At 71.5% G+C, this 25,486-nt stretch carries 15 protein-coding genes; 13 read left to right on the forward strand and 2 right to left on the reverse strand.

Going from position 1 to position 25,486, the window contains the following annotated elements:
• Positions 1–78: 78 nt before the first annotated feature.
• Entirely contained in the window at positions 79–2,337 is a 2,259-nt protein-coding gene (gene glgX, locus ACZ5AJ_RS04685) for a glycogen debranching protein GlgX (protein WP_464137523.1), read from the reverse strand.
• 229 nt (positions 2,338–2,566) lie between these two features.
• Here glgX and ACZ5AJ_RS04690 point away from each other — a divergent pair, with 229 nt between their 5' ends.
• From ACZ5AJ_RS04690 to ACZ5AJ_RS04740, 11 genes are all read left to right on the forward strand, one after another.
• Positions 2,567–3,739, forward strand: a complete 1,173-nt coding sequence (locus ACZ5AJ_RS04690) for an AAA family ATPase (RefSeq protein WP_464137526.1) — start codon at positions 2,567–2,569, stop codon at positions 3,737–3,739.
• Positions 3,740–3,759: 20 nt separating this feature from the next.
• Positions 3,760–4,656 carry a DUF58 domain-containing protein gene (locus tag ACZ5AJ_RS04695; RefSeq protein WP_464137527.1) on the forward strand — a complete coding sequence of 299 codons (897 nt, stop codon included), beginning with the start codon at positions 3,760–3,762 and terminating at the stop codon, positions 4,654–4,656.
• Positions 4,643–5,146, forward strand: coding sequence for a hypothetical protein (locus tag ACZ5AJ_RS04700; RefSeq protein WP_464137528.1), 504 nt, complete (start codon positions 4,643–4,645; stop codon positions 5,144–5,146). The genes ACZ5AJ_RS04695 and ACZ5AJ_RS04700 overlap by 14 nt, the downstream gene beginning before the upstream one ends.
• The gene (locus ACZ5AJ_RS04705) at positions 5,137–6,159 is read left to right on the forward strand and encodes a vWA domain-containing protein (protein ID WP_464137530.1); all 1,023 of its coding nucleotides are present in this window, start codon (positions 5,137–5,139) and stop codon (positions 6,157–6,159) included. The genes ACZ5AJ_RS04700 and ACZ5AJ_RS04705 overlap by 10 nt, the downstream gene beginning before the upstream one ends.
• The gene (locus tag ACZ5AJ_RS04710; RefSeq protein WP_464137532.1) at positions 6,156–7,151 is read left to right on the forward strand and encodes a vWA domain-containing protein; all 996 of its coding nucleotides are present in this window, start codon (positions 6,156–6,158) and stop codon (positions 7,149–7,151) included. The genes ACZ5AJ_RS04705 and ACZ5AJ_RS04710 overlap by 4 nt, the downstream gene beginning before the upstream one ends.
• The gene (locus tag ACZ5AJ_RS04715) at positions 7,148–8,143 is read left to right on the forward strand and encodes a hypothetical protein (protein ID WP_464137533.1); all 996 of its coding nucleotides are present in this window, start codon (positions 7,148–7,150) and stop codon (positions 8,141–8,143) included. The genes ACZ5AJ_RS04710 and ACZ5AJ_RS04715 overlap by 4 nt, the downstream gene beginning before the upstream one ends.
• Complete coding sequence (locus ACZ5AJ_RS04720; RefSeq protein ID WP_464137535.1) at positions 8,137–9,333, forward strand: cysteine desulfurase family protein; 1,197 nt, start codon at positions 8,137–8,139, stop codon at positions 9,331–9,333. The genes ACZ5AJ_RS04715 and ACZ5AJ_RS04720 overlap by 7 nt, the downstream gene beginning before the upstream one ends.
• Positions 9,334–9,565: 232 nt before the next feature.
• Complete coding sequence (gene mnmA, locus ACZ5AJ_RS04725; protein WP_464137537.1) at positions 9,566–10,654, forward strand: tRNA 2-thiouridine(34) synthase MnmA; 1,089 nt, start codon at positions 9,566–9,568, stop codon at positions 10,652–10,654.
• Complete coding sequence (locus ACZ5AJ_RS04730; protein ID WP_464137538.1) at positions 10,651–11,778, forward strand: hypothetical protein; 1,128 nt, start codon at positions 10,651–10,653, stop codon at positions 11,776–11,778. Before mnmA ends, ACZ5AJ_RS04730 begins: the two co-directional genes overlap by 4 nt.
• 51 nt (positions 11,779–11,829) lie before the next feature.
• Entirely contained in the window at positions 11,830–14,376 is a 2,547-nt protein-coding gene (locus ACZ5AJ_RS04735) for an NAD-dependent DNA ligase LigA (protein ID WP_464137539.1), read from the forward strand.
• A 7-nt stretch (positions 14,377–14,383) separates the two neighbouring features.
• Positions 14,384–15,253, forward strand: coding sequence for an RCC1 domain-containing protein (locus ACZ5AJ_RS04740; RefSeq protein WP_464137541.1), 870 nt, complete (start codon positions 14,384–14,386; stop codon positions 15,251–15,253).
• Positions 15,254–15,590: 337 nt separating this feature from the next.
• Here ACZ5AJ_RS04740 and ACZ5AJ_RS04745 read toward each other — a convergent pair whose 3' ends face one another.
• Entirely contained in the window at positions 15,591–17,894 is a 2,304-nt protein-coding gene (locus tag ACZ5AJ_RS04745; RefSeq protein WP_464137543.1) for a DEAD/DEAH box helicase, read from the reverse strand.
• A gap of 334 nt (positions 17,895–18,228) precedes the next feature.
• Here ACZ5AJ_RS04745 and ACZ5AJ_RS04750 point away from each other — a divergent pair, with 334 nt between their 5' ends.
• Together ACZ5AJ_RS04750 and ACZ5AJ_RS04755 are read left to right on the forward strand one after the other, a co-directional pair.
• On the forward strand, positions 18,229–23,757 hold the full coding sequence (locus ACZ5AJ_RS04750) for a glutamate synthase-related protein (RefSeq protein ID WP_464137545.1): 5,529 nt from the start codon (positions 18,229–18,231) through the stop codon (positions 23,755–23,757).
• Entirely contained in the window at positions 23,754–25,484 is a 1,731-nt protein-coding gene (locus tag ACZ5AJ_RS04755; protein ID WP_464137546.1) for a sulfite reductase subunit alpha, read from the forward strand. Before ACZ5AJ_RS04750 ends, ACZ5AJ_RS04755 begins: the two co-directional genes overlap by 4 nt.
• Positions 25,485–25,486 lie beyond the last annotated feature (2 nt).

The raw sequence follows: 25,486 nt of genomic DNA on the forward strand, positions 1-25,486 counted from the left end.
GCGGCGGGGTCGGTGGTCCCTGGCATGGCTACTCCTGCCTGATGTGCGGCGCCCACGGGCGGGGCGTGGTGACGTGGTTCACGATAGTCGGTCCGGGGTGCTGATACCGACCACGATCACGCTCCCGCCGGGCACGGCGACCTCGCCCCCTCGCAGCGGTGACGCGGGCAGGTCCCCCTGCCGCTCCAGGGAGCTGTCGAACAGCAGGCGGGCCGGCCCCTGCGGCCACGGAGCCTCCGGCAGACGCACCGTGCGATCCTCGTCCTCCGCGCTGAGGATGATCAGCAGATGCTCGGTGGTCTCCGCGCCGTCCGGGCCCGATCCCGGCAGCCCCGGCCGCAGCATGGCCAGCAGATGGCGCGTCGGGTCCATCCAGTCCTCATGGGTGAGGCCCCGGCCGTCGGCCCCGAACCAGGCGACCTGCCCCGGGTCCAGCGCCGTGGGATCCGCAGGGCTCAGGAAGTCCGGACAGCGCAGCTGACGATGCGCCCGGCGCAGCGCGATCAGGGTGCGCACGCTGTCGCGCAGGGCGCTCGCATCGTCGTCGACCGTCCAGTCGACCCACGAGATCTCGTTGTCCTGGCAGTAGGCGTTGTTGTTGCCCTGCTGGCTGCGGCCGAGCTCGTCGCCCGCGGTGAGCATCGGAGTGCCGGACGCCAGCAGCAGCGTCGCCAGCACGCTGCGCGCGGTGCGACGCCGCGCCGCACGCACCTCGGCGATCGGCACCGTCGGATCCTGTGCGGCGCTCGCGGGCGCCTCCTCGCCCTCGACCCCATGGTTCCAGGATCGGTTGTCGTCCGTCCCGTCGCGGTTCTCCTCGCCGTTGGCGAGATTGCGCTTGGTCTCGTAGACGGTCAGGTCGTGCAGGGTGAAGCCGTCGTGCGCGGTCACGAAGTTGACCGACGCCCAGGAGGAGCGGAGGCTGCGCCCGGCCGGAAGATGCTCGGGATCCGTCCTCGCGAACAGATCCCGGGACCCGGACAGCCGGGTCGCGAGATCGCGCACGCCGCCGATCGCGGGGTTCCCCGTGCGACGGCGCATCCCCCGATCCGAGAGCCAGAACTCGCGCACGTCGTCGCGGAACGCGTCGTTCCACTCGGCGAAGGGGACCGGGAACCCTCCGGTCTGCCAGCCCCCGGTCCCGACATCCCAGGGCTCGGCGATGAGCTTCACGTCGCGCAGCACCGGATCCGTGCAGATCGCGCGCAGCAGAGGATGGTCGGCGCGGAACCCGCGGTCGTCGCGCCCGATCGTCGTGGCGAGGTCGAAGCGGAAGCCGTCGACATGCACCTCCTGCACCCAGTAGCGCAGGGAGGCGAGCACCAGGTCCACCACATGCACGGAGCGCGGATCGAGAGTGCCGCCCGTGCCGGTCACGTCGAGGATGCTGCCGTGGTCGTTCCAGTAGTACTCGCGGCTGTCGAGCCCCCGAAGGGAGAGGGAGGGGCCGTCGTCGCCGCCCTCGGCGGTGTGGTTGTACACGACGTCGAGGATCACCTCGATGCCCTCGGCATGCAGGGCGCGGACCATCTCCTTGACCTCATCGAGCACAGCCTGCGCGCCCGCCCGCTGGGAGGCGGCTGTCGCCAGCGACGGCTCCGGAGCGAAGTACGACAGGGTCGAGTAGCCCCAGTAGTTCGTCAGCCCCAGCCTCGTGAGGTGGGGCTCGTCCATCCTCGCGTGGATCGGCAGCAGCTCGACCGCGGTCACCCCGAGGTCCCTCAGGTGCCCGGTGACAGCCGGATGCCCCAGGCCCGCGTAGGTGCCGCGCTGTGCGGCCGGGACTCGCGGGTGCCGCGCCGTGAAGCCCTTGACGTGCAGCTCGTACAGCACGGTGGACGCCCAGTCCACCATCGGGCGCAGATCGTCGCGCCAGTCGAAGGTGTCCTCGACGACCACGGACCACACCGCCGAGTCGGCGTCGTCGAGCTCGCTGCGCTCCGGCTGGTCGCCGCGGCGCGCGAGCATCGAGTCCACCTCGAAGGGGAAGAAGGAGCTCAGCAGCGGGGATGCGTGGGAGACGCCGCGCCCCCACGGATCCAGCAGCAGCTTGCGAGGATTGCAGTAGAGGCCCGCGGCGGGATCCCACGGCCCCTCCGCACGCAGGCCGTAGCGCGTCCCCGGGACCATCCCGGTCACATGGTCCCAGTGCAGGCCGGCGTCGACGTGCCGCAGACGGCGGCGGTGCTCGGTGCCGCCCTCGCGCACGCACAGGTCCACGGCCGACGCCCGGGGAGCGGCGACGGCGAAGGTCCCCCTGCCGTGCTCGTCGACCACCAGACCAGGAGCGGTGGGAGCGACCGGCAGGGTCGCGCGATCGATTCGGTCAGCATCCACGCGCGCATTCTTCCACTCCCCGTCCGTGGAGCGTCCACCATCGATGGAGGGACTGCCGCTAGGATCGGCCCGGTGCCCCGGCCGCACCGGGGACGCGACGGGGGAGCGCACGACGGACGGGGCCGATGCCCGAGGCGGACAGGCCGAGCCCGTCGTGGGTGCCCGGCGGGTCCGCCCGCCGTCGACCGCAGCAACCGCACGCCAGACGCACGACGGGGAGACGCAGCACATGAGCCAGCCACCCAGCCCGCAGACCGCACGCCCGGGAGGGCCCGTCGCGGCCGGCTCGCCCGCGGCCCCCGCTCCGGCGCGTCCCGGACCCGGACCGAGCGCGCAGAGCGCAGCCCCGGGGGCAGGTCCGGGCGTCGCGGGTCCCGGGCAGCAGCGCCGCCCGGAGTCCTTCTCGTCCTCAGCGGCCGCGGTCCCTCCGGCGGACATGGAGCGCGCCGCCTCGATCGTGCGGACGATCACCGGGGTGTTCCAGTCCCGCGTCGTCGGCCAGGAGAATCTGCGCCTGACCCTGCTGACGGCGCTCGCCGCGGGCGGCCACGTGCTGCTGGAGTCCGTGCCCGGCCTGGCCAAGACCACGGCGGCGAGCGCCCTCGCCTCCGCGATCACCGGCTCCTTCTCGCGCATCCAGTGCACCCCGGACCTCATGCCGAACGACATCATCGGCACCCAGATCTTCAACTACGGCTCGGGCACCTTCACGACGCAGCTCGGCCCCGTGCACGCGAACGTCGTGCTGCTGGATGAGATCAACCGCTCGAGCGCCAAGACCCAGTCCGCGATGCTCGAGGCGATGCAGGAGCGCCAGACGTCGATCGGCGGCGAGGTATATCCGCTGCCCGAGCCGTTCATGGTGCTCGCCACCCAGAACCCGATCGAGGAGGAGGGCACCTACGTCCTCCCCGAGGCGCAGATGGACCGCTTCCTCATGAAGGAGATCCTGACGTACCCGCGCCCCGGGGAGGAGCATGAGATCCTCGACCGCTCGACCGCGGGCAGCCTCACCGGGCCCCGCCAGGCTCTCGCGGCGGTGTCGCTGGAGGACATCCGCTTCCTGCAGGAGAAGGTCGATGACGTCTACGTCGACCCGGCTGTGAAGCGCTACATCATCGACCTGGTCTTCACCACCCGCGGATCCGGCCCCCGCCCCGTCCCGAACCTGACCCAGTCGGTGCGGGTGGGAGCGAGCCCTCGCGGATCCCTGGCGCTCATGCGCGTGGGCCAGGCCCACGCGCTGATCCACGGCCGCGACTACGTGACGCCGGACGACGTGCGCGCCATGCGGTACGGCGTCCTGCGCCATCGCCTCGTGCTCACCTTCGACGCGCTGGCCAGCGGCATCAAGCCCGAGCAGATCATCGACGCGGTCTTCCACGCCGTGCCGATGCCCTGAGAGCGACCTGGGGGAGACGGATGGCGACCTCGCTGATGACCCGGGTGAAGGCCCGGGTCGACCTGCACACCTCGAACCGGGCTCGCGGTCTGATCCAGGGCCGTGGGAAGTCCCTGTTCAAGGGCAGCGGCGAGGACTTCGACGACCTGAAGTACTACCAGCCCGGGGACAAGATCTCCGACATCGACTGGAAGGCCACCGCCCGTTCCGGGGAACCGCTGATCCGGCAGTTCAACGAGGAGCGGGTGCGGCACCTGTCGATCGTGGCGGACACCTCCTCGGCGATGGCCGCGACCGCCGCGGACGGCACCTCGAAGCGCGATGCGATGGTGATGGCGGCGGGTCTGATCTGCTTCCTCGGCCAGAAGAACGGCGATCTGGTGGGGCTCGTCGGCGGCTCGCAGGAGCGCCCGATCCAGCTCCCCTCGCGCTCGAGCGACGGGCATCTCGAGCTGCTGCTCCGCTCGATCCAGCAGGGGGCGACCACCGCCTCCTCAGCGCCCGACAGCTCCTGGCTCCTCGAGCGCGCCTTCCGGGTGACGACCCGCTCGACGCTGATGACGATCATCACCGACGAGGCGCATCCGAGAGTCGAGGACTTCTCGCTGCTCAGACGCCTCACGACGCGGCATGACGTGCTGATGATCCGCATCGCCGACGCGGATCCGCTCCTCTCCGAGGACCTCGGCCACGAGGTGGTGGACGTGCTGGACCCTCGGGAGATCGCCGAGCTGGCCCGCACCTCCCGGCGCGTCCGGCGCGACGTGGAGGCGTACCGCCGGGCACGCACCGACGGCATCTCCGAGATGCTCGACCGGCTGCACATCTCCCACGTGCTGACACAGGGCGAGTCGACCGTGGTCGAGGACATGGTCTCCATGCTGCGATCGAGGGAGTACCGCCATGCCCATGCCTGAGGCCATGGGGCGGCTGCTCGCCGACCCCTCTCCCGAGCAGATCATCGATCCGCCCCAGTACTCGATCGCCTGGCTGATCCTCGCCCTGCTGTGCGTGCTGGTGATCGTCGCGCTGATCGTGGGGACCCTGCGCATCACGCGTGCGATCGAGAAGCGCGCCGCCTACCGGGGCCGGCCCACGGACGTCGAAGGGCTGAAGGCCGAGTTCCTGCGCGCGGTCAACGACATCGCCGAGCGCCATGACGTCGGGGGGCTCGACGCCCGCGCCGGCCACCACGAGCTCACCGGCGTGATGAGGCGGTTCGTGCGCCGCACCACGGGCCACGACGTCACCAGCCAGGACTTGGCGACGCTCCGCGCCGACGAGCGCACGCGCGAGGTCGGCGACCTCATAGCGACGCTCTACGAGCCCGACTTCGCCCTCTCCTCGGACGCGGAGCTGCGCTCCTCGGTCCGCCGCGCGCGGGAGGTGATCCGCCGATGGTCATGATCCTGTGGTGGGTCGCCGCTCTGCTGCTGCTGGCCGCGATCGCGGTCTGGGGGATCACCTTCTGGAACCGCCGAGCCATGCGGAAGTCCCCGGTGCTGGTGGCGAACACGTCCTACATGAACCGGATCCCGAGCTTCGCCCGAGCTCAGCGGACGGCGAAGGTCCTGCGTGTGCTGCAGGTGGGCCTCGCCGTGGTCGGCGTGGTCGCAGCATCGGTCCTCGCGGGGCGCGTCGCGACCGAGCGGATCGAGACGCCGTCGTTCGCGTCGCGCGACATCGTGCTGTGCCTGGACGTGTCCAGCTCGATGTACCAGTACGACACGGAGATCCTGCAGACCTTCGCCGAGATGGTCGACGACTTCGACGGGGAGCGTGTGGCGCTGTCGATCTTCAACTCCACCAGCCGCACCGTCTTCCCCCTGACGGACGACTACGACCTGGTCCAGCGCGAGCTCGAGGAGGCATCGGAGGCCATCGACTTCGACGAGTACGGGTACCGCCTGGGCAGCACCGACTACTCCGACGAGAAGGTGCGCCAGTACGTCGACTTCGTCGAGGGGACCCAGGGCATCGCCGAGGAGGCGTCCATCGTCCCCGACGGGCTCGCCTCCTGCGGCATGCTCTTCGACCAGGCGGAGCAGGACCGGTCGCGGTCGATCATCTTCGCGACGGACAACGAGGTCAACGGGACCCCGATCTACTCGCTGGACGAGGCCGCCGAGTCGGTCGCAGCCCGTGACATCGCGCTCTACACCTTCTATCCCGGCGCCTTCGAGTGCGAGGCGACCTGTCGGGATGAGCTCGAGACCGCGACAGAGGCGCACGGCGGGAGCATGTTCGAGTCCTCGGACCCGAACGCGATCCCCTCGATCATCCAGCAGATCCAGAAGACGCAGGCCACCGACATGGGAGCGACCCCGAGCGTCATCCGCACCGATCGTCCGCTGCCCGCGTTCGTGATGGTCCTGGTCTCGCTGGTCGCCGTCCTGCTCCTGGGATGGAGGGCACGATGAGGCTCGAGCCCCTGATGTCCCTCTGGGTGATCGTCCCGCTGTTCACGGCGATGGTCGCGCTGTGCGTCGTGCTCCTGGTGCGCCGTCCCCGCCAGAGGGTCGCCTGGCTGCGGCGTACGCTGATGGTCCTGCTGCTGCTGGTCGTCGCCCTGAGGCCGGTCACGCCTCTGGAGGGGGAGCAGACCCAGCGGATGAACGCGAACGTCTTCTTCGTGGTGGACCGCACGGGTTCCATGAACGCCGAGGACTACGACGGCGACCAGCCGCGTCTGGAAGGGGTGAAGGCCGACATGCTGCGGATCATGGACATGACCGAGGGCTCCCGATACGGGGTGATCGCCTTCGACTCCACCGCGACGCAGCAGCTGCCGCTGACGACCGACGCCGGTGCCGCGACGGCATGGATCGACACCCTGACCACTGAGGCCACGGCCTACTCCCAGGGGTCGAACATCGACCGTCCGCTGGTCACCCTGGTCACCGAGATCCAGCAGACCCGGATCGACGACCCCGACTCCTCGATCCTCGTCTACTTCCTCTCCGACGGCGAGAACACCGACGGGGAGGAGTCCGAGTCCTTCGCTCCGGCGGCGTCCCTGATCGACGGAGGCGCGGTGCTCGGCTACGGCACCGAGGAGGGCGGTCCGATGAAGGCCCAGGGAGGCGGCAGCGACGGCGAGTACATCACCGACGGCTCCGGCCAGCAGGGCATCTCGCGGATCGACGAGGACCAGCTGCGGACGATCGCCGGCCAGATGGGCCTGCCGTATCTCCACCGCACCGACCCGGAGGCGGAGATCGAGGGCACCATGGAGGGCATCACCCTCACCCCGGTGCCGATCGAGAGGTCTCGCCGGGTGGCGAGCTTCGAGGACTGGTACTGGATCGCCGCGATCCCGCTCGCGGCCCTGATGATCTGGGAGCTGGGGGAGATGACCTACCGCCTTCCGCGGCGGCTGGACCGCCAAGACATCCGAGGAGCCCAGCGATGAGCGCACCGTCCGCACCGTCGGCGCCACCCGTACCTCCTTCCGGGCCGGGCGGACCAGGATCCCTGTCCGCCGGCGAGGGGTCCTCGAGAGGAGCGTCCGGTCCCTCGGGCGCATCGGGGAGCGCCGACGGATCCGGCGCGCTCGCCCAGGAGATCCCGAGGCGTGCGGGAGACTTCGGGCTGAACGTGAAGCGTCTTCGGCGCGTGCGGATCATCGTCTTCGCGATCCTCGCCCTGCCCATCGCGGTGCTCGCACTGCTCGCCCTCAAGTTCGTGTCGATGCCCCTGACGCAGGCCTGGCACGACGGCGCCTACGACGACGGCCGCTACGACACGGCGATCGAGCGCCTCGAGCCGGTGCAGGTGGCCAACTGGTTCGAGCCCTACCTCCCTCATCTGACGGAGGGCACCGACCTCCTGCAGCAGGGCAAGAACGCCGAGGCCGAGGAGGAGCTGCGCATCTCCCTCCAGGAATGGCAGAGCGGCAGCGACCTCAACCAGCCCCTGCATGCCCAGTGCAAGATCATCAACAACCTCGCCATCTCGATCGAGCGTCAGGCCGATGAGATCGAGGATGCGGGGGAGCGGGCCGATCGTCTCTATGAGGCGGAGGAGCTGATGGCCGCCTGCGCCGGCGGCGGCGGAGAGGGCGAGGGCCAGGGCGGCGGAGGCGGCGAGGGCAACGAGGACGAGGAGACCACGGGGGAGAACGGGGAGCGGATCCAGGAGAAGCGCCGCGAGGCCGACGAGGAGGCTGGGAACGACCCCGACGATCGCGCCACCGAGCAGGGCGGAGGCTCCCCCATGGATCCGGGGGATCCGACCCGGGAGGATCCAGAGGGCGAGGAGGATCCCGAGGAGACGGTCACGGACGGGCCCAGCACGGATCAGTCCAAGGACGACGAGGTCGAGCAGCGGAACAAGGACGCCCAGGGCGGGGACGGAGAGACCGATCCCGGCGGCGAGGACGAGGACCCGGTGCAGCCATGGTGACGGGGCGCGGCCCGGTGCGCCGCGTCTATCTCGACCACGCGGCGACGACCCCGCTGCGCCCGGCCGCCCGCGACGCCTTCCTCGAGGCGGCCGCCGCGACCGGCAACCCCTCGTCGATCCATGCCTCCGGACGTGCCGCGCGCGGCACCCTCGACGACGCCCTCGAGAGGATCGGCGAGCTGCTGGGCGTCCCCTCCTCCTGGCTGATCATGACCTCAGGCGGCACGGAGGCGGACAACATCGCCGTGCGGGGGGCGGCCCTCGGGATCCGCGACTCCGACTCCTCGCGCAGCGCAGCCGCGGTCTCGGCGACCGAGCATCCTGCCGTTCTCGCCACGGCGGGTTCGCTCGCCCGCGGACCGGAGCCTCTGGACGTCCGGGTGCTGCCGGTGGACGGGCAGGGCATGCTGCGCTCGGAAGCGGTCGCCATGGCGCTGGCCGACGGCGCGGTGAGCGTCCTCAGCGCGGCGCTGGTGAACAACGAGACCGGGGCTATGCAGGATCTGGGTGCTCTGCGCGCTCTCGCCCAGGGGCACGGGACCCTCGTGCACACCGATGCCGTGCAGGCGGCCGGGCACGTGCCGCTGCCGGTGCCCGGCGAGGACGTCGACATGATGACCCTGTCGGGCCACAAGATCGGCGCGCCCGTCGGCACGGGTCTGCTGGTGGCCCCTCCCGACATCCCCCTGGCCGCGATCAGCACCGGCGGAGGGCAGCAGCGCGGGGTGCGATCCGGCACGCTCGACGCTCCCGGTGCCGCGGCCTTCGCGGCGGCGCTCGCGGAGGCCCTCTCGGAGCAGGAGAGGGAGGCCGAGCGCCTCGGCAGGCTCTCGGAGCTGCTGCGCGCGGGCATCCGTCGGACGGTCCCGGATGCTCGACTCACGCTGGATGGCACCACTCCTCGCTCGGGGTCGATCGTCCATGCCGTCTTCCCCGGAGCGGACACGGATGCCCTGCTGTTCCTCCTGGACCAGCAGGGCATCGACTGCTCCGCCGGTTCGGCCTGCACCGCTGGCGTCACACAGGACAGCACTGTCCTGGCGGCGATGGGGATCGTCGGCTCCGATGCCCGGGCAGCGCTGCGCATCTCGCTGGGATGGACCAGCACCGAGGATGATGTGGGCTCGCTGCTGGAGGTGCTCCCGTCGGCTCTCGAACGGGCACGTGCGGTCGGCTCCCTGATGGGCTGAGGGCTCTGGCAGCGGCACCGGCGGCGGCACGGGCAGCGGCACGGGTGCCGTCGCGCATGTCACGGTCCGCAGTCACGGCGGGAGAGGCTCGCCTCCGTAGACTGTGCGGGGCGATGACGCGGTCCTGACGATTCGGTGCGGCATCGCCCGGAGTATGCCCGGTGGCAGCTCCCGGAGCCTCCGGGGCGACGACCGGCGTCGACGGAGGTGCAGGCGGAGGAGGTGCCGGGTCATGAAGGTGCTCGCAGCGATGAGCGGCGGAGTCGACTCCGCGGTGGCCGCAGCCCGCGCGGCGGAGGCCGGGCACGAGGTGGTCGGCGTGCACATGGCCCTGTCGAAGGACCGCGACCAGCGGCGCACCGGCTCGCGAGGGTGCTGCACTGTGGAGGACGCCGCGGATGCCCGCCGAGCCGCGGACCGCATCGGCATCCCCTACTACGTGTGGGATCTCTCCGACGACTTCCATGATCTCGTCGTCGAGGACTTCCTGTCCGAGTACGCCGCCGGCCGCACCCCCAACCCGTGCGTGCGCTGCAACGAGCGCATCAAGTTCGCGTCCCTCCTCGACCGGGCGACGATGCTGGGTTTCGATGCCGTGTGCACGGGCCACTACGCCTCGGTGCGGGCCGAGGGCCCAGGCGGTGCCCCGTCGCTGCATCGCTCCCGCGACAGCGCCAAGGACCAGTCCTACGTGCTCGCCGTCATGGGGCCTGAGGCCGCGGCGCGCTCCCTGTTCCCGCTGGGGGACATGGAGGACAAGGCGCAGGTGCGTGCCGAGGCCCGTGCTCGCCGTCTGGGCGTCTCCACCAAGCCGGACAGCTACGACATCTGCTTCATCCCCGACGGCGACACCCGCGGATTCCTCGAGAGGAACCTGGGGGAGGCCCCCGGCGAGGTCGTGGACGCCGACGGCACCGTGCTGGGCAGCCATCGCGGCACCCATGGGTTCACGGTCGGCCAGCGCAGGGGGCTGGGCGTCGAGCGTCCTGCCCCGGACGGGCGCCCCCGCTACGTGGTGGACGTCGATCCCGCCTCCCGTCGCGTGGTGATCGGTGCCTCCGAGCTCCTGTCCACCTCCGAGCTCGTGGCCAGCGATCCGGTCTCCTTCGACGAGCTGGTGCCCGGACGCGCGGTGTCCGCGCAGATCCGCGCCCATGGCGAGGCCATCCCCGCCAGCATCCTCACGACCCCCGGGGGTGAGGATCGGCTGCTGCGCGTCGCGCTCGAGCGACCCGTCCGCGGCGTCGCCCCTGGGCAGACCCTGGTGCTGTACGACGGGGACCGTGTGCTCGCGGCAGCCACCCTGGAGCGGCGCGCATGAGCGCAGCCGCACCCCTGGTCACCGTCGCCGGCGACGGCAGCTTCCGGGTCCCAGCCGGGGACGACGGCGCGGACGGTGCCCTGGATGCTCCGCTGGCCGCGCTCGTCCGCCTGCGTGGCCTGCTGGGGGACGATCTCGACCCGCAGATCGCGACCCGGCTGCCGCTTCCCGCCGCGCTCGGCACCGACCCCACCGATCATCTTCTGCCCGGGACGCTCTCCCTGCTCGCAGGGACCACCGGTGACCTCGCCCCCTACGGCTGGCGGATCGGCCCCGGCCTCGGCCGTGCATGGGCGCATGCGATCGAGACGCGCGAGCTGATCCGGGACGCCGCCCGGATCGCTCTGCTGGGCTACGAGGGCCCGCTGCAGTCCACGGTGCTCGGCCCGGCCTCGCTGGCCGCCGCCACCTACCTGTCCAGCGGGGAGCGCACGCTCAGCGACCCCGGCGCCGTGCGCGACCTGCCCCTGCTGCTCGCAGAGGGCCTCTCCGAGCAGCTCAATGCCCTGCGCGAGAGGATCCCCGGCGCTCGGCACCATCTGCTGGTGCGGGAGGACGCCGTCGCGGCCGTCGTCGGGGGCACGGTGCCGACCCCGTCCGGGAGGCGGCGCTACGACCCGGTGCCGCCGCCGCAGGTGGGGGAGCGCTGGCAGAGCCTGCTGCGGGCGCTGGAGTCGGATGCCGGGCTCCCCGCGGAGCAGGTGACCCTGGGAGTGGGCGCCGATGCGCGCCTGGTCGTCGCCGCCCGTGGGGCCGGTGCCCGTCGGCTCGCCCTGGTCCCGCGTCGTCTGCCCGGCCTCGCCGGGACGGGCCGGGCGCTGTGGGAGCAGTTCGCGGAGGCGCACGACGCCGGCTGCGCGCTCGAACTGGTGGTGGATCCGCGCCCCGGAGGGCGGATGGAGCGGGAGCTCGACGCCGTGCTGCAGATCTGGCAGCAGCTCGGGCACAGCGCATCCGACGCCGCCGGGTTCACCCTCATCGCCCACACGGGGGCCTCCCACCTCGTGCACGCCGGTCAGGTGGATCCTGCCGCGGCGCCGCGAGCCACGGACCTGCTGGACGAGTCGGCGCTCGAGGCGCTGCTGCGTGCGGCCCCGGCCTGGGCGGAGCGGGTCGCCGACTGAGCGTCGTCTCTGCGAGGGGGAGAGGCCCGAGCGTCGGCCCCATGCGGGACAATGGCATGCGTGACGCACGACGACACCCCCACCGCTGCCGAGCTCGACTCCCGGACCCGTGACGCGCAGGAGCGCATCGCGGAGCTCACCGCCCGCATCGAGCGCGCGCGCGAGGAGTACTACGAGCACGATGCCCCGTCCCTCAGCGACGGCGAGTACGACGCGCTCGAGCGTGAGCTGCGGGAGCTCGAGGAGCAGAACCCGCAGCTGGCGAAGGAGGACTCGCCCACCCGCACCGTCGGCGGCCGCGCCGCCGAGGGGCTCGCTGCGATCGATCACGCCGAGCGGATGCAGAGCCTGGACAACGTCTTCTCCGTGCAGGAGCTGCGGGACTGGTGCGCCCATGCGGGTGCCGAGATCGGCAGCGAGGTGCGGTGGCTGACCGAGCTGAAGATCGACGGCCTCGCGATCAACCTGCGCTATGAGCATGGGGAGCTGGTCACCGCCGCGACCCGCGGCGACGGCCGCACCGGCGAGGACATCACCGCCAATGCCCTGCGCATCGAGGGGATCCCTCAGCACCTCGCCGGGGAGGGGCATCCCCCGCTGGTCGAGGTGCGCGGCGAGGTGTACATGCCCACTGCGGACTTCGAGCGTCTGAACGCCTTCCAGGAGGAGCTGCGCGATCGGGCCGTCGCGGAGTCCCGCACCCGATGGGAGTCCCGTCAGTCGACCTCCCGTCCCTTCGACGAGGAGCGCGAGCGCCTGGCCGCCACGCGACGGTTCCCGTCCTTCGCCAACCCCCGCAACACGGCCGCGGGCGGTCTGCGTCAGCAGCTCGACAAGAAGGAGGGGCTGGAGCGCGAGGCCGGCGAGGCACGGCTGGGTGCCCTGAGGCTCACCGTCCACGGCCTGGGCGCCTGGCAGGAGCCGCCGGTCGGCTCCCAGAGCGAGATGTACGACCTGCTCGCCTCATGGGGGCTGCCCACGAGCCGCTACCGGAGCGTGGTCACCTCGATCGATGAGGTCGTCGCCTATGTCGAGCACTATGGCGAGCACCGCCACGACGTGGAGCACGAGATCGACGGGATCGTCGTGAAGGTGGACCACTTCGCCCAGCAGCGCCGCCTCGGGTCCACTTCCCGCGCCCCCCGCTGGGCGATCGCCTACAAGTATCCGCCGGAGGAGGTCACCACCCGTCTGCTCGACATCCAGGTGCAGGTGGGTCGTACTGGACGCGTCACCCCCTTCGGCGTGATGGAGCCTGTCAGGGTCGCGGGCTCCACCGTCGAGAAGGCGACACTGCACAACCAGTTCGAGGTGGAGCGCAAGGGCGTCCTCATCGGTGACATGGTGCTGCTGCGCAAGGCCGGGGACGTGATCCCGGAGATCCTGGGTCCCGTGGATGCGCTGCGCGACGGCTCCGAGCACGCCTTCGTCATGCCCGAGCGCTGCCCTTCGTGCGGCACCGGCATCCGACCCGAGAAGGAGGGGGACAAGGACTGGCGCTGCCCGAACACCCGGGACTGCCCCGCTCAGGTCACCGGCCGCGTGGAGCATGCCGCCTCCCGCGGCGCCTTCGACATCGAGACCCTCGGCGAGGAGAGCGCGATCGCGCTGACGGACCCCGAGGGCCGCCGCGAGGAGGCGCTCGCCGCGCTGCGCGCCGGACACGCGATCTACCTCCCCGTGCGTCGCGAGGAGGAGTTCGATTCCCCGGCCTTCGTCACGGTCCGCGGCGGACAGGAGTCCCAGGGGACCGATGGAGTCCCCATGCTCCGCATCACCGAGCAGACCGCCGGGCTCCTGCCCTCCCCGCAGGAGCCTGTGGTCACCACCGGTGCGAACCTCTTCGACATCACTCCTGAGCAGCTCGAGGAGGTCTCCGTCTGGCAGCCGCTGCGCCGGGACGGGGAGCCGACCGGCAACTGGCAGCTGGTCCCCGTCTTCTGGTCCCGCGCGCAGTGGCGCTACTACAAGTCCCGCAGCAGCTGGACGCTCACCAGGCCCGCGGCTCCCGGCGCCAACACTCTGAAGCTCATGGATGAGCTCGCCAAGGCCAAGGACCAGCCGCTGTGGCGGGTGCTCGTGGCGCTCTCGATCCGTCATGTGGGCCCCACCGCGGCACGATCGCTCGCCACCGCCTACGGCTCGATGGATGCGATCCGCGAGGCGGACCTCGAACAGCTCACCGAGACGGACGGGGTGGGCGGCATCATCGCCGAGTCCGTCCGCGAATGGTTCGCGGTGCAGTGGCATCAGGAGATCGTCGAAGCCTGGGCCGAGTCCGGCGTGCGCATGGCCGACGACGTCGCCGAGGGCTTCGTCAGGACCCTCGAGGGGCTCACCGTGGTGGTCACCGGCGGGCTCGAGGGCTTCACCCGCGACGGCGCCAAGGAGGCGATCATCTCCCGAGGAGGCAAGGCGTCCGGCTCCGTCTCCAGGAAGACCGACTTCGTGGTGGTGGGGGAGAACGCCGGCTCGAAGGAGACGAAGGCTCGGGATCTGGGCCTGCGGATCCTCGACGAGGCCGGCTTCGTGATGCTGCTGGAGGGCGGCCCGGAGGCTGTCGCTCAGCCGGAAGCAGTGGAGGACGACGCCCCCTGAGCGCCCGATGATGCATCGCACCGTGCTCGCTGCCGGGCGCTGGCACTCCCTGGGTCTCCGCGCGGACGGGACGGTGCTCGCGGCAGGAAGCGACCCTGCTGGCGCCTGCCGTGCGGAGGACTGGCGGGAGATCGTGTCGGTCGCCGCCGGAACCGTCCACGCGGCGTCGAACACGGGACGCTCGCACTCCGTGGGCCTGCGGGCGGACGGCACGGTGCTCGCCACCGGCTGGGATGCGCACGGCCAGTGCGCGGTGGAGGGATGGCGCGGCATCGTCGCCGTCGCCGCCGGCTGGCGACGCACGGTCGGACTGCGGGAGGACGGCACCGTCGTCGCCGTCGGCCGCGCCGCTGAGGGGGCCTGCGAGGTCATCGACTGGCGGGACATGACAGCGGTCGCCTGCGGAGACTGGCACACCGTCGGGCTCGCGGCCGACGGCACGGCCCGAGCCGCAGGCAATGATGCGCGCGGTCAGTGCACGGTCGGCGGATGGCGGGATCTGCGCGCTGTCAGCGCGGGGCACCTGCACACCGCTGGTCTCCGGGCCGACGGCCGGGTCCAGCTCGCCGGTCATCTGCCGGGGGCCGCCGAGGTCACCGCCTGGGAGGGCGTGGTGGAGATCGCCTCCGGCAGCGACCACCTCCTGGCGCTGCGTGGTGACGGCCGGGTCCTGCTCGCCGGGGCAGAGGAGCAGCGGCCTGCTGTGGGGAGCTGGGACGAGGTGATCGCCCTCGCCGCCGGCGCACGCCACAGCCTGGCCCTGCACAGGGACGGAAGGGTGCTGGCCGTGGGGGACGGCATCGTCGACCTCGACGGGATCGCCGCTTGGGATCTCGGCCCCCAGGGACTCGATGCGCTTCAAGGGCCGGTGGAATGACACCGGGTCGCGCGCATTGGGCTCCTTCGGGGTCACCCGGGTGCGCAGGAGGCCGAAGACGCAGCGGAGTCGACGGTGCCGCGCCTGCTGAGGTCCGTCAGGGGCACCTCATCCCAGGCCCTGCTGCCCGGACCAGCGCTGCGCGGCCACGTCGGCGGCGCGAGAGATCAGATCGTGGATCTCCGGGTAGATGGCCAGCGCGCTGACCCTGATATCCATGCGTCCTACCCCTCTGTCCCCTCTGTCTCCTCCGTTCGCTCTGCCCGGACCCGCTGCGCCGAGCCCATCCGTCACCGGCACGAGCACGATGAGGCACGCCTCGTGCTGCTGCGGAGCCTCATGCCTGCTGGGCCAGCGCGAGCGGCAGCACCGGTCCGGCACCGACTCGACGCAGGAGCCGCGCGGCGATCGTCATGGTCCAGCGCGTGTCGATCACGTCGTCCACGAGCAGGATCGGCGCCCCGTCCAGGGCCTCGAGCCGTGCCCGCAGCTCCTCGCCCACGGCGAGACGATCCCACAGCGCCGCGACCCGGAATGCGCTGTTGCGAGCACCGCGCAGCGGGGCCGCGTCGGGAGAGAGGTCCAGCGCGCCCAGGTCCTGCAAGCGGCCGATCGAGGCGATGCCCTCGGCGAGCGAGCCGACCAGCTGCGGCCGCGTCGTGGAGGGGACGGCGACGACGGCCTCCGGCCGCTGCTGCCAGTCCCATTCCTTCAGCACCTCGACGATCCGGTCGCCGATGCGGGAGGGCACGGTGGCGTCCACCGGATGGCCGTGCTGGTCGGTGCGCAGGAGATCCCTCAGCGGCACGGCCCACCCGAGGTCGGACATGCGGGCGATGACCCGCCCCTCCTCGGCGCGCTCGCCCGCGGGGATGCGACCCTTGGGAGCGCCTGGTCCCAGCAGACGGTCCAAGCCCGAGGGCCAGGTCCCGCGCGGCTCCACGGGCACACCCACGCGGTCCAGCAGGGCGGAGACCCGAGCGTCCTCGTCGGCGGTCCCGGCACCGTCGCCCGCGGTGCCCGGGCCGGCGCCCTCGCCGACCGCTCCTGGCGCGTCGGGCGCCGGATACCAGGGGCCCGTGCACACGTCGCAGCGACCGCACGGGGCGGCTGTCGTGTCGTCGAGCTGTCGGGCCAGGAACACCATGCGGCACTGCTCGGGGCCTCCGGCGAGCTGCTCGTAGGCGATCATGGCCTGCTGCTCCTCGCGGCGCGCCCGAGCCACGGTCTCGTAGCGTTCGGCGTCGTAGCGCCAGGGGGCTCCGGTGGCGATCCATCCGCCCTTCACGGACTGCACGGCGCCATCCACGGCCAGCACCTTGAGCAGCAGCTCGAGGGCGCCGCGGCGCACGTCCACCCGCGCCTCCAGGGCCGGCGTGCTGAGCGGGCCACCCGATTCGCCGAGCGCGGTGAGCACCTGTGCGGCGGACTCGGGGGAGGGCATGGAGGCGGTCGCGAAGTACTCCCAGATCGCCCGGTCCTCGCGGCCCGGGAGCAGCAGCACGTCGGCTCGGTCGGTCGCGCGGCCGGCACGGCCGACCTGCTGGTAGTAGGCGACGGGGGAGCTGGGGGCACCGAGGTGGACCACGAAGCCCAGGTCCGGCTTGTCGAACCCCATGCCGAGTGCACTGGTCGCGGCGAGCGCCTTCACCTCGTCGGCCTTGAGCGCCTGCTCGAGCTCTGCGCGCTCCTCCGGATCGGTGCGTCCTGTGTAGGCGCGCACGCGCCGACCCGGACGGTCCAGCAGGGTCGCGAGGTCCTCCGCCGCAGAGACCGTGAGGGTATAGATGATCCCTGATCCCTCGAAGGAGTCCAGGTGCCTCACGAGGTAGTCCAGCCGCTGTCGGTCGTCGGACAGGCTCAGGGATCCCAGGCGCAGGGACTCGCGGGTGAGGGCGCCGCGCAGCGTGAGGACCTCTCGCCCCCGGGCGCCGGATCCGTTGTCGGCCCTTCCGCCGTCGGCCGGTCCGCCGTCGGCCGCTGCCCGCGGGCACATCGTCCCCAGCTGCTCGGCGACGTCGGCGACCACTCTCGAGTTCGCGGTGGCCGTGGTGGCGAGCACGGGCACGTCGGGGCCGAGCTGCCCCACCAGATCGCGCAGTCGCCGGTAGTCGGGGCGGAAGTCATGCCCCCAGTCGGAGATGCAGTGCGCCTCGTCGATGACGAGCAGGCCGCAGCGGTCCACCAGGCGCGGCAGCTGCTGCTCCCGGAATCGCGGGTTCACGAGCCTCTCGGGGGAGACCAGCAGCACGTCCACCGCATCCTGAGCGAGCCGCTGCTCGATCTCCTCCCACTCGGTGGGATTCGCGGAGCTGATCGCCTCCGCCCGCACCCCTGCGCGGGATGCTGCGGCCACCTGATCGCGCATGAGGGCTATGAGCGGTGAGACGATGAGCGCAGGTCCTGCTCCGCGCCGCCGCTGCAGGAGGGCGGCCAGGAAGTACACGGCAGACTTGCCCCAGCCGGTGCGCTGGACCACGAGCACCCGGCGCCTGTCGGCCACCAGAGCCCGGATGGCCTCGAACTGGCCGGTGCGGAATGTCGCGTCGGCCCTGCCTGTGAGGGCGCGCAGCGCGTCGAGGGCCTCGGTGTGCAGGGCGTCTGCGGTCGGGGAGGCAGATGCGGCGGTCGTCTCGCTCATGCCTCCAGTGTGACCGTCGGATACGACCGGTGGGCTCCGCTCGCCCCGCTGTGGACGACCAGCAGTGGGGAGGAGCGCATTCCGACGCCCGAGGACCGGGTGAGGCGGGACCCGCAGTCGAGCCGGAGGCGGGCCGGAGCAGAGGCGGGGACGGGCGCGGGGCGGCGCCGTTACCGAGTCGACGCCGGAGCATCCATATGTCGGACACCGCTTCTGTTGCGTAATTCGCTGAGTCTAGCCTCAGCCAGCTCTGACATGGCGGTGAGGGCTCCCGGCTCCGGACCCACCGCCTCCGTCGTCGGGACGGACCGAGCGCGGTGGACCAGGAGGAGCCATGGCACGCACCCACCGCACCGGCACCGGGCTGTACGACGCGACGGCGGAGCACAGCGCCTGCGGCGTCGGATTCATCGCGCGCAAGGACGGCATCCCCTCCCACGACGTCATCCTCCGCGGCGATGCGGCGCTCTGCGCGATCCCCCATCGCGGCGGCATGTCCGCCGAGGGCGTGGGCGATGGTGCGGGCGTGAACATCGATCTCTCCGCCGAGTTCTACTCCGCAGTGGTCGGGCGCGCCCTCGAGCCGGGGCGGTTCGGCGTCGCGAACCTCTTCCTCCCCGACGACCCTGCGGAGGAGGACGCCGCGCTGCGGCTCGTCGGCCGCTCCCTCGAGGAGGCCGGCCTGGCTGTGCTCCTCGACCGCGAGCTGCCGGTCGACGAGAAGGTGCTGCGACCCGCGGCCGTCGCGCTCCAGCTGCCCATCCGTCAGTGGGTGTTCGAGGCGCCCGAGAGCATGGACCGCAGCGACGCGGATCGTGCCGCCTATGCGGCGCTGCTGGCGATCGAGGCAGAGGCGTACTCCGAGCCCTCGCTGCGAGGCCTCTACCCGCTGTCCCTGTCCACCCGCACCCAGGTGCTGAAGGGGCGGCTGAACTCGAACGAGGTCATCCCGTACTTCCGTGATCTGGTGGATCCGCGCCACAGTGTGCGGACCCTCTACTTCCACACCCGCTTCTCCACCAACACCGAGCCGCATCCGACGATGGCGCAGCCCTTCCGGATGATGGCCCACAACGGCGAGCTCAACACGGACCGCAAGAACCGCCTGACCGACGAGACCGTCGCCCGTGCCCGCTCCCGCAGCATCGTGCGCCCGCCCGGCCAGTCCGACTCCAGCCGCCTCGACCAGACCCTGCACAGCCGAGTGCTGGACGACGGGCTGGACATCGTCGAGGCGGTCGTCTCCCTCATGCCGCCGGCCTGGGAGAACGACACGACGCTGCCGCAGGATGTGCGGGACATGCTCGAGTTCTTCTCCCTGTACGAGGAGAAGAACGACGGCCCCGCCGCGGTGATCTTCTCCGACGGCGACGTCGTCGGCGCGCGACTGGACCGGCTCGGCCTCCGCCCCCTGCGCACGATCGAGACCGAGGAGTACCTCATGGTCTCCTCCGAGGCCGGGCAGCTGCACGCTCCCGCTGAGGAGGTCGTCTCCCGCGGCCGCATCGAGGCCGGCGGGATGCTGTTCCTCGACCATCGCACCGGGGAGATCAGGGGAACCCGCGAGACCCTCGAGATGCTGGCTGCGCGCCGCGACTACGCGGAGCTCGTGCGCCGCGCCCGCGTGCGGATCGACGAGATCGACGTCGAGGACGTCCAGCGCGGACGCAGCACGCTCGGCTACGACGGCGATCTCACCGTCGACGGTCGGTTCGTCGCCTACTCCCTGAACCAGGAGAGCTTCCGGTTCATGCTCGACCCGATGCTGTCCACGGGTGCCGAGCGCATCTCCGCGATGGGCTACGGGAACGCGATCAACGCGCTCTCCGACCAGGAAGGAGGGATGGCGAAGTACTTCTCGCAGCGGTTCGCGCAGGTCACGAACCCTCCGCTGGACTCGATCCGCGAGGCCGACGGCATGAGCTTCCGCGTGGCGCTCGGCGCCAAGCCCGATGGTCAGGGCGATCCGGCCGAGCAGGGCACCCGCCAGATCGTCGTCGACTCCCCGATCCTGTCCCACCTGGACATGGTCCGGCTTCGCCACCAGGATGTCGCGCCGCTGCGGCGCATGGACATGCTCTTCGAGCCGCACCCCCATGACACGGCGCGCAACTCCCGCAGCATGCTGAGCGCGCTCGATCGGCTGTGCGACCAGGTCGAGGACTTCGCCCGCGCCGAGGGCGGCATCGCCGTGCTGACCGACCGCGCCGTCGACTCCCGCCGCGCACCTCTCCCGCTGCTGCTGGCCCTGGCCGCGGTCGACCAGCGCCTCATCGAGGCCGGTCTGCGACTGCGGGTCTCCCTCGTGGCGGAGAGCGGCCAGCTCCCCAGCTCCCATCATGTGGCCTCGGCGCTGGGCTTCGGTGCGAGCGCCGTGTACAGCCTCAGCGCACGGCTGCGGGCCGAGCAGAAGCATCCCGTCCCGACCGTCGCCGCCGAGGACCAGACCGAGGCGGACCGCGCTGCGGACCGCTTCCGCAAGGCGGCGCTGAAGTCGCTCGGAAAGACGATGGGACGCGTCGGGCTGTGCACGGTCGAGAGCTATATCGGCGGTGAGTTCTTCGAGCCCAACTATCTCGACACGAACGACCCGGTCCTCGCGCGGTGCTTCCCGCACCTGGACGCCCCCGTGGGCGGCGTCGGCTTCGACCGCATCGCGCTCGCCGCCGCCCAGTGGCATGAGCGGGCGCTCGCGGTGCTCGAGGAGAAGGACGTCCCCCTGATCGGCCTGTTCAAGGAGCGCTCGGAGGGCGCCGGCCACTCCTTCGGGGTGACCGCCGTGCGCGGCTTCGGCACCATGACCGACGAGCCGCTCGCGCTGCCGAAGGCCGACGACGACTCCGAGGGCCTGCGGATGCTCACCCTCGGCCAGCTCGAGGGAGCCTTCGGGCTCGACGACGGCGCGTACACGAACGCGGGCTTCGGAGAGCTGACCGACGAGGAGATCGACACCTTCGAGATCACCCGCGGCTATCGCGAGTTCGTGGACGCCACTCTCGCCGAGCGCGACCAGCGCCCTTCCGCCCTGCGTGATGTCCTCTCCCTGCCGCCGGACCTGACGGGGTCCCTGACTGCGGAGGACTTCGCCGACCGGCTGGACGGCCTCTCCCTCACGGGCAACGCGTCGATCACCGTGCGCGGACTGCGCGTCGAACGGGCGGGTGAGCGGGTCCTGCTCTCGCTCGGCGACGCGGAGCCGGGTCGCCACGAGGCCCTCGGTCACTATCTGACCAGCCGGTTCCCCGGTGAGATCGTCGACATGGAGGCGAGCCCCGAGCATCTGCGCGTCGTCGCTCGCGGCCGCGCACGCGACCTGCTGGAGCTGCTCGAGGCCGCGCCGGCGAGCATCCCGCTCGAGCAGGTCCAGGACGCTCACGAGATCACCCGCACCCTCGCCTCCGGAGCCATGAGCCATGGCGCCCTGGTCGCCACGGCCCACGAGGCCGTCGCCCACGGCACGAACATGGTCGGCGGCATGTCCAACTGCGGCGAGGGCGGGGAGCATCGCACCCGCTACGGGACGATCCGCGGATCCCGGATCAAGCAGTTCGCCTCCGGACGCTTCGGCATCTGGACCGGCTATCTCGCGGATCCGCAGCTGCAGGAGCTCGAGATCAAGATCGGTCAGGGCGCCAAGCCCGGGGAGGGCGGGCAGCTGCCCGCCCCCAAGGTCACGGTCGACATCGCCGCAGCTCGAGGCGGCACCCCTGGCGTCGAGCTCATCTCCCCGCCGCCGCACCACGACACCTACTCGATCGAGGACCTCGCCCAGCTCATCCACGACTGCAAGGCCGCTCGCGTCCGCGTGATCGTCAAGCTGGTGTCCTCTGAGGGCATCGGGACGATCGCCGTCGGCGTCGCCAAGGCCGGAGCCGACGTGATCAACGTGGCCGGCAACACCGGGGGCACCGGTGCCGCAGCGGTCACGAGCCTGAAGTACGCGGGGCGCTCGGCGGAGATCGGCATCGCCGAGGTCCACCAGGCTCTGCAGGTCAACGGTCTGCGCGACAAGGTGGTGCTGCGCTGCTCGGGAGCCCACCAGACGGGTCGCGACGTGGTCGTGTCCGCGCTGCTGGGCGGTGACAGCTTCGAGTTCGGCACGACGGCGCTGATGATGCTGCGCTGCGTGATGGCCAAGAACTGCAACATCAAGTGCCCTGCCGGACTGACCACCAACCCGGAGGCCTTCGACGGCGACCCGCGGGCACTGGCGCAGTACCTGCTGAACATCGCCCACGACGTGCGCGGGATCCTCGCCTCCCTGGGGATGTCCAGCCTGCGCGAGGCCCGCGGCCGCAGCGACCTGCTGCAGCTTCTGGATCATCCGGCGAGCGTCGGCCGCCTCGACGTGCGCTCCATGCTCGAGCGCGTCGACGAGAAGCACGTGACCGATCCGGTCTACCTCGAGAAGGACTTCGCGCTGGACGACTCGCTGCTCGAGCGCGTCCGGGAGGCGCTCATCGAGCAGAGGAGCACCTCCCTCGAGATCGAGGGGGTGCAGCTCGGCAACCGTCACAAGTCCGTCGGCGGGCAGCTGTCCATCGACATCGAGCGTCTGCTGAACAATCAGCTGGCAGGATCCGTCGTCGATGCGCTCCCGGCCGTCCGCCGTGACGACCGAGGTCGCGCGACCCTCGTCGAGGACGCGCTGGTCGTCCGCTCCACGGGCGCCGCCGGACAGTCCTTCGGCGCGTTCTGCAACGATGGCATCCGTCTCGAGCACACGGGCGTGGCCAACGACGGCGTCGGCAAGAGCCAGAGCGGCGGCCGCATCATCGTCCGCAGCCCCGGCGGAGGCTCCGCGGAGCCCGGAGGGAACGTGCTGATCGGGAACTTCGCCCTGTTCGGAGCGACAGGCGGACGCCTCTTCGTGGAGGGTGAGGCCGGAGACCGCTTCGCCGTGCGCAACTCCGGTGCGACCGCCGTCGTCGAGGGCATCGGCGAGTTCGGCTGCGAGTACATGACCAACGGCGCGGTGCTGAACATCGGGGCGTTCGGCAAGGGGCTCGGCAACGGCATGAGCGGTGGCTTCCTCTATCAGTACGATCCCGACGGCGAGCTGGCAGGCAAGGTCAGCCACGACTCCCTGCTGGTGACGCGGCTCAGCGACGCCGGAGACGCCGCCTACCACGAGGACGCGGCGAAGCAGCTGCTCACCTGGCACCTCCAGGCCACCGGGTCGGAGCTCGCCGCGGCGCTGCTCGCCGACTGGGGGACCACCCGAACGCACCTGTACTGCGGCATGCCGCGTGCGCTGCTGCTGTCGCAGGATGCCGAGCGCATCCTCGCCGCCGCCACCCGCAAGGAGCTGCAGGATGAGCTGGTGACCTCCCTCGCCGGAGACCGCCTGCGCGCCCTCAGGTCGACTCTGCGCAGCGGAGGTCTCGTCGCCGATGGCCGTGCCCCCGGGGCGGGTGCCGCGGGGCTGGCCGATCGTGTCGCCCTTCTCGCCGCCTCGGCGGTGATCACGAGCGCCCGCGACGTCGCCCGAGACCGGGACCCGGCGCTCGCCGCAGCCGGTGAGGCGGCCGTCGAGGCCGCCGCCCACCGCCTCATCCTGACCGAGGACTTCTTCGTCATGCAGAAGGTCGCCAAGCATCTGCGCAGCGCGCTCGACGATCTCGACGACCTCGAGCTCGCCACGCTGATCTCGGCCAAGCGTCTGGCGGACTACCGCACCTCGCTCGAGGAGCGCAATGTTCGGGACATCGACGCCCCCGGCACGCGTGCCTGGATCGCCGATCAGGAGCGGCGCAACGCCGAGAGGGTCGATGAATCGCGCTTCGACCGCGCCCTCGCCGACGCCTCGCTCGAGGACCTCGTCCGCACCTGGCGCGAGAGCCAGCAGGAGGTGGACGCGTGAGCACGACCCTGTTCTCCCTCGCCCCGTTCAGCGACGTCCAGCGCGCCTGGCTCGAGGGATACCTCGCCGGCATCGATGCCGGACGCGCCGAGAGCGCCCAGAGCACCGGTGCGACCCTCACGGTCGACGTCCTGTACGGGAGCCAGACCGGCAACAGCGCCGATCTGGCCGAGCAGTTCGCCGCTTCGCTCGGGGACGCAGGCCTCGGAGCCCGTGTCCGCGAGCTGGATGACGCGGGCATCGCAGGACTGACCGACGCCAGCCACGTCGTCGTCTTCACCTCCACCTACGGCGAGGGGGAGATGCCCGACGGCGCCGGCCTGCTGTGGGAGGAGCTCTGCGCCCCGGACGTCGCCCGCCTGGACGGCCTCCAGTACGCCGTCCTCGCCCTCGGGGACAGCGGCTACGACGGCTTCTGCCAGGCCGGTCGGATGCTCGACGAGCGCCTCGCCGAGCTCGGCGGGACCCGCATCGCTCCGCGGGTCGACTGCGATGTCGACTTCGAGGAGCCCGCCGCCGCATGGTCCGAGGAGGTCAAGGCGCTGATCTCGGCGATGGCACCGGCCGCGCCCGTCACACCCGTACCCGTCGAGACTCCCGGTGCGGCCCCGCGGCCCCGCTCGAAGTGGACGCGGAAGAATCCCTTCCCGGCGCGACTGGTCGAGAACCGCCTGCTGTCCGGTCCCGGCAGCGCCAAGGAGATCCGGCACTACGAGATCGACCTCGCGGACAGCGGCATCACCTACAGCGCGGGCGACGCTCTCGCGGTCGTGCCGCGCAACGACCCGGCACTGGTCGCGGCGCTGCTGTCCGAGCTCGCCCTCGACGGTCGTGAGGAGGTGGAGGGCATGACGCTGGAGGAGGCGCTGAGGACGACCCGCGAGATCCGCACCCCCGGGCGCGATCTGCTCGCGCATCTGGCCGCAGGGCATCCCGACGGCGAGCTCTCCGCTCTGCTCGGGAAAGAGGACTCCTCCGACCTCGAGGCCTGGCTGTGGGGCAAGGACCTGCTCGATGTCCTGCGGATATGTCCCACCCCGAGGATCAGCGCCACCGAGCTGCTGGGGCTGCTGCGTCCGCTGCAGCCGCGCTCATACTCGATCTCCTCGAGCCCGCTGAGCAGTCCCGACCGCATCCACCTCACCATCGCGTCCGTGCGCCACGGCGAGGACCGTGAGCGCGGAGGCGTGTGCTCCACCTTCCTCGCGGACCGGATCGGCGCCGACGAGGACCTGGGCATCTTCCTCCAGCCCAACTCCTCCTTCAGCGTGCCCGAGGACCCCTCCGCTCCGGTGATCATGATCGGGCCCGGCACGGGCATCGCACCCTTCCGGGGCTTCCTCCACGAGCGGGCCGCCTCCGGTGCCACCGGCGGGAACTGGCTGTTCTTCGGGGACCAGCACCGCGCGAGCGACCACCTCTACGAGGAGGAGCTCGAGGATCTCGCCGAGCGGGGTGTGCTCACCCGGCTGGACCTCGCCTTCTCCCGGGACCAGGAGGAGAAGGTCTACGTCCAGACCCGCATGCGCGAGAGCTCCGCGGAGATCTTCGCCTGGCTGCAGGACGGCGCATACGTGTACGTCTGCGGCGACGCCTCCCGCATGGCCAGGGACGTCGAGCAGGCGCTGCTGGACGTCCTCGCCGAGCACGGCGGCGGCGAGGACGCGGCCCAGGAGGCCCTCGCCGCGCTGAAGCGGGAGAAGCGCTATGTCCGAGACGTCTACTGAGG

The organism is Brachybacterium zhongshanense (assembly GCF_055385755.1).